Annotated in this window: 6 protein-coding genes and 1 pseudogene; 2 read left to right on the top strand and 5 right to left on the bottom strand. The window is 73.2% G+C overall.

Annotation, left to right across the window (positions count from 1 at the left end; all coding sequences use genetic code 11):
• Positions 1-296: 296 nt before the first annotated feature.
• Positions 297-1193, bottom strand: coding sequence for a hypothetical protein (locus tag ACFPZN_RS55700; protein WP_378293475.1), 897 nt, complete (start codon positions 1191-1193; stop codon positions 297-299).
• A gap of 247 nt (positions 1194-1440) precedes the next feature.
• On the opposite strand from ACFPZN_RS55700, the gene ACFPZN_RS55695 reads away from it, so the two are divergent.
• Positions 1441-1671 (top strand): hypothetical protein, encoded by a 231-nt coding sequence (locus tag ACFPZN_RS55695; protein ID WP_378293473.1) that lies wholly within the window; start codon positions 1441-1443, stop codon positions 1669-1671.
• 59 nt (positions 1672-1730) lie between these two features.
• Here ACFPZN_RS55695 and ACFPZN_RS55690 read toward each other — a convergent pair whose 3' ends face one another.
• Complete coding sequence (locus ACFPZN_RS55690; protein WP_378293471.1) at positions 1731-3203, bottom strand: tetratricopeptide repeat protein; 1473 nt, start codon at positions 3201-3203, stop codon at positions 1731-1733.
• Positions 3204-3425: 222 nt separating this feature from the next.
• On the opposite strand from ACFPZN_RS55690, the gene ACFPZN_RS55685 reads away from it, so the two are divergent.
• On the top strand, positions 3426-4037 hold the full coding sequence (locus ACFPZN_RS55685) for a TetR/AcrR family transcriptional regulator (protein WP_378293469.1): 612 nt from the start codon (positions 3426-3428) through the stop codon (positions 4035-4037).
• Between the two features lie 134 nt (positions 4038-4171).
• Here the strand turns inward: ACFPZN_RS55685 and ACFPZN_RS55680 are convergent, their stop codons facing one another.
• The 3 genes and pseudogenes from ACFPZN_RS55680 to ACFPZN_RS55670 all read right to left on the bottom strand — a co-directional run.
• On the bottom strand, positions 4172-4480 hold the full coding sequence (locus ACFPZN_RS55680; RefSeq protein ID WP_378293467.1) for a DUF1330 domain-containing protein: 309 nt from the start codon (positions 4478-4480) through the stop codon (positions 4172-4174).
• Positions 4481-4519: 39 nt separating this feature from the next.
• Positions 4520-4708, bottom strand: a complete 189-nt coding sequence (locus ACFPZN_RS55675) for a ferredoxin (protein WP_378293465.1) — start codon at positions 4706-4708, stop codon at positions 4520-4522.
• Positions 4705-4927 (bottom strand): annotated as a pseudogene (locus ACFPZN_RS55670) (hypothetical protein); the annotation flags it as partial. The gene ACFPZN_RS55675 and the pseudogene ACFPZN_RS55670, both read right to left, overlap by 4 nt.

The raw sequence follows: 4927 nt of genomic DNA, 5'->3' as shown, positions 1-4927 counted from the left end.
TCAGCCGCGCGCCCCGAACGGTCTTGGACGCACTGGTCCCCGGCGTACTCGACCCCGAGGCGGCGACACGCATCCTGTGCGTGGTCCGTTCCCGGGAGGCCGGTTCCCTACGCGACCTGGCCAGGTGGGCTCGACCAGAGGCGACGGGGAGGCCCCAGACCATCACTCCGGTGGAAAGGGGGCCCCGCACGCTGACATCGAACCCGGCGTCCCAGATCGCGCTACCGAAAGTACAGAGACCAATACAGAAAGTCAAGCCGGATCACTTGATCACCCGCATGTTCACTACACCGACCTCACAGGCGAACAGTTCGCACCCCCTCCAGGTCGTCCAGCCACACCACCACCCGGCCCGCCGGAGGGACGCGGCGGGCGAAGGCGTCGACCTCGGCCGCGTCGCGCGGGTGCAGCACCCACCAGTCCGGCAGCAGGCCCAGCACGGCCTCGTAGGCGGTACGGGTCTTGCCCGCCGACGGCTCGCCCACCAGCAGCACGAACCCGCCCCGCCCGGCCGCGGCCCGCACCCGGGCCCGGAGGCCGCCGGAATCCTCGTCGACATCGCGGGCCACGTAGGAGGGCAGCGCGTCCGCGTCCGCGCCGTCCGCCTCGATCGGACGGTGCACGCCCAGCAGCAGCGGCCGCGCCTCGCGGCTCCTGACCGCGCCCGGCGGGACGCTCCGCTCGCCGTCGGGCCCGCCGCGTCCGGCGTCCGGCGCGTCCCGGCGGGCCGGGCTCGCCTCGGCGGCACGCCACCACCGCTGCCACACCTCCTCGCTGAGCAGGCCCGGCGTGAGGCGGGCCGGGTCGGCGGTACGGCGGCGGGCCTGCTCGATCAGGACCCGTAGCAGGCCCTTCAGCGGCTCGGGGCGCGGCAGGTCGCGCGCGAGCTTCCAGTCGCTGATCCGCTGCGCGGTCACCTTCCAGGCGGCGCCGGGCCAGCGCTGCCGGACGTGCTCGGCGGCCCGCTGCTGGGTCAGGCCCGAGGCCCGCAGCAGTTCGGCCAGGCGCGCCGCGAAGGCGTCCCGCTCGCGGCCCTGCCATTCCCGCTGTTCGGGCGGCCCGGCGCGCCGCGCGTCGAGCTCCTGCGCGCTGAACTCGCGGGCGCTGCGCTCGCGTGCACTGCCCTGCCAGCCGCTCGTGTCCCCGGCGTCCGGAACGCGAGCGTCGTCCCCCGACTCGGCCCTCTCGCGCATCCCGTGCGTGTTCCTCGGTTTCCGTCTCTGGACGCCGCCGCCCCGCCACCGGATCCGGCCGGGATCCGGCCACCGGATCCGGACCGGAGATCTCACCGTAGACCGCCGACCGGCGCTCCCGCCCGCCCACCGCCGAAACCGGATTTCCCGGTGGTCGCCGGCTCGGGCGTAATCGCGGCATGAAGCATGTCCCGGCCGCGCGGGACGCCCCGCGCGGCGGACCGAGTGAATCGAGTGAGGTGAGCCCGTGACCGTCAGCAGCGTCCTGGCCCTGATCGGCTCCATCGTCGTCATCCTCGGCGCGTCCGCGCACGTGCTGGGAGCCTTCGCCGGACTGCTCCGCGCCTGCGTCCCCATCATCCGCGCCGTCCGGGAGCTGCGCACCGAGGCCACCGCCGCCGAGCCCCGGGCCGCCGGCCCGCAGGCGGGGCCCGGTGAGGTGGACGGCCCGCCCGCCGCCGTCGCGGAATCCGAATAGACCGCATCAGGGCCGGCCGGCGACGTCCGCGAGGCGACCGGTGTCCGCCCGGGACGGCGTCAGACCCGGGCGGTCAGGCGGCGCCTGAAGTCGGCGTACCCGGTCTGGATCACCCGGTCGAGACGCTCCAGCTCCTCCGGCTCCGGCTCGCGGCTCAGCTCGACCTGGATCTTGAAGTCGCCGTCCTCGACCGTCACGTCGAACCTGCTCAGCAGCCCCGCGGGCAGCTGGTGCACGACGAACTGCCGGAACGCCTCGGCGACGGCGCCGCCCATGTCGCCGCAGCCGCACGAGCGGCCCTCCGCGATCGCGCCGAGATGGCTGCGGCCGACCACCGCGTCCGGATGGGCCGGGTCCATGCCCGCCAGCGCCTCCGACACGATCGAGCGCGCCTCCTCCAGCCGCTCCTCGTGCTGGAGGAACAGGCCCAGCGCGATCCGCGCGCGGCCGAGCATCTCGTGGTCGGCGCCGCGCAGCGCCTCGGTGACGGCCTCGCGCAGCCGCCGCTCCGCCTCCTCCTTCCGTCCCGCCTCCTTGAGGGCCAGGCCCCAGTTGCGCAGCACCTGGCTGGTCATCTCGGGCCGGTCGATGCGCTGGGCCCGCGCCAGGGCCTGCGCGTACTCGTGCAGCCCGGCGTCGGTGTCGCCCGCGTCGCCGTACGCCATCGCCAGCCCGAGCACGGTCATGAGCGCCTGCTCGTGAGCGCCCTGGCGGTCGTAGGAGGCCAGCACCCGCCGGATCGTCTCGATCCGCATCCGCTGGTCGCCGAGGTGGTGCCCGAGGTTGGCCAGGGTGGACAGCGCGTTGAGGGTGGCCTGGTGGTCGGGGCCGAGCCGGGCCTCCAGCAGCGAGGCCAGATCGGTGAGGACGGCCGCGCCCGTCTGCGGGTCGGCGCGGTCGATCCGGTTCACGGCCTCCAGTGCCATGCGCTCGATGATCTCGTCCGGCAGCGGCTCCAGGCCGGTGAAGGCGGGCCCCTCGGACCCGGCGGCCTTGAGGATCTCCGCCCGCTGCGCCAGCGCCCCGGCGACGCGCTCGTGGCCGTCGCGCCAGAAGGTGGCGACGGTCTCCTCGGCCGCCTCGAGCGCCTCCCGCAGGTCGCCCCGGCGGTAGAGCACGTCGGCCAGCGCCTCCAGGCCGAAGGCGTACCCGGCGTGCTCGCGGCCGTAGAAGGCCATGCGCTCCTGGACGTTGCGGCGCAGCTCGTCCGCGGCCTCGTCCAGGCGGCCGGCGTGCTGCAGCGCCATGCCCAGGTTGAGCCGGTAGGTGATCTGGTCCTTGCGGTGCTCCTGGTCGGCGGGCACCGGACCCGAGCACGCCTGGCGGTAGCACTCGGCGGCGCGGTCGAACTGGTCGGAGTTGAGCAGGACGTGCCCGAGGTCGCACTGGGCCGACGCCCATGCGGGGCCGCCCCGCCCGTGCTCGCGCTCGATCTTCTGGAGCTCGCGCACCATGAGTTCCTGAGCGTCGATCGGGCGTCCCTCGCGGAGGAGCGCCACGGCCATGTCCAGCGGGGTCGGGGGTGAAGTCATGGCCGGGGATCCTACAGCCGGCCCACGACACTCCAGGACGGATCGCGCATTCCGGGTGCGAGATCGGCCGGCCCGCACATATCCGCGCTTTCTGTCCGGCGTTTTTGTTTCCCGCGAAGTCCGGCCGCCTTTATGCGGGTAATGCTTTGCCAGATTGCGGCAATGGAGAATTTGTGCGGCCGCGAAGATGGGCGGGAGGCGGGCCGGGCTACCCTGTGAAATGTGAGTTTTGAGAGCTCTGACGACGAGGCTGGGGCCCGGCTGCTGAAGACGGCCCTCCAGCTCTTCGCGAGCCTCGGCTACGACGGGACCACCACGGACATGCTCGCCGAAGCCGCGGGGGTCACCCGCGAGACCGTGATGAGGGCGGGCGGCAGGGCCGGGCTTTACCACGCGGCCATGCAGCACGCCAATGACGAACTGGCGGAGATCACCCGCGAGGCGCTGACCCGGGTGTCGCGGGACAGAGCGGGGCTGCACGCTTTACTGGACGCCCACATGGACTTCTATTTCGAGCACCCCGAGTCGCTTTTCCTGTGGTCGCATCGAGCGCTGTCCGACGCGGCGGATCTCACCGACATCGAGGAGCGCTACAGCAGGCCCATCTACAGGCTCGTCGCGGACGCCTTCGGAGGCTCGCGCCTGCTGGACCTCACCGACGAGTACCGGATGAGCACGAACATCCTCGACTGGTGCCTGCGGGGGTTCGTCGTCGGAGGCATCCAGAAGTTCGACGGGACCGTGTCCGGCCCCTCGGACCCGCACGCGCGCGAGTCCTTCCGCGCCTCCATGCACCGCCTCATGGAAGCCGTCCTGCCGCCCGAGGCCGGCTGAGCGGGCGGCCTCGGGCACGACGAAGCCCGCGGCAAGGGGGGCACCGCGGGCTTCGACTTACGCGCGGACCGCGCGTCGGCACGGCCGGGCCGCGCCGGGCCAGGCCGTTCCGTGCTCGATGGTGGCGCCGGGACTCAGCCCTTCCCGGGCGCCCCGAAACCGGAGACGATCACGGCGTTGGTGTCGGCCGCGGCCTCACGCAGCTTCTTGGCCTCCTGGTACTCGGGGGACTCGTACCAGGCGCGGGCCGCCTCCACCGACTCGAACTCCAGGACGACGGTCTGGGTGCCGTGCCACTCGCCCTCCAGGACCTGCGGCGTCCGCTCGACCGACAGGACGGTGACCCCGCCGCCGGCCATCGCCGCTCCGGCCGCCCGGCTGTAGGCCTCCATGCCGGCCGGGTCCTTGATGTCCTCGGTCAAGATGACGTACCCCTTGGGCATCGCCCCTCCTCAAGCTGTGCTGGGTGGTTGCCGTGGATGTCAGACGGCCGTGATGGCGCGTTCGGGGCACTGCGCGACGGCGTCGCGCACCGCGTCCTCGAACTCCGCCGGGACCTCGGGGTTCTCCACCACGGTGTAGCCGTCGTCGTTCAGGGTGAAGACCTCGGGGCACAGCGCGGTGCACACGCCGTGGCCCCGGCAGCGGTCGTCGTCGACGGTGACCTTCATCGGCTCTCGCCCTCGCCCTCGGCCGCCACGGTGAACTCCAGCTGGAGGTGGGTCAGGCCGCGCAGGATGTAGGTGGGGATGTAACGGTAGCGGCGTTCGCCGGCCGGGCCGTGCACGCGCTCGGAGATCCTGATGTCGGTCGTGCGGTCCAGCAGCCGCTCGATGGCGACCCGGGCCTCGGCGCGGGCCAGGGGCGCGCCGGGGCAGGTGTGGATGCCC

This window comes from Actinomadura rugatobispora (assembly GCF_042656285.1).
Lineage (GTDB): Bacteria > Actinomycetota > Actinomycetes > Streptosporangiales > Streptosporangiaceae > Spirillospora > Spirillospora rugatobispora.
The sequence above is the reverse complement of the archived record's forward strand: the minus strand, read 5'-3'. Positions and strand labels throughout refer to the sequence as shown.

Excerpts from the sequence above, each read along its gene's own strand:
- ACFPZN_RS55675 (WP_378293465.1), bottom strand. The coding sequence starts at position 4,708 with ATGAAGGTCACCGTCGACGACGACCGCTGCCGGGGCCACGGCGTGTGC.
- ACFPZN_RS55690 (WP_378293471.1), bottom strand. The coding sequence starts at position 3,203 with ATGACTTCACCCCCGACCCCGCTGGACATGGCCGTGGCGCTCCTCCGC.
- ACFPZN_RS55700 (WP_378293475.1), bottom strand. The coding sequence starts at position 1,193 with ATGCGCGAGAGGGCCGAGTCGGGGGACGACGCTCGCGTTCCGGACGCC.
- ACFPZN_RS55680 (WP_378293467.1), bottom strand. The coding sequence starts at position 4,480 with ATGCCCAAGGGGTACGTCATCTTGACCGAGGACATCAAGGACCCGGCC.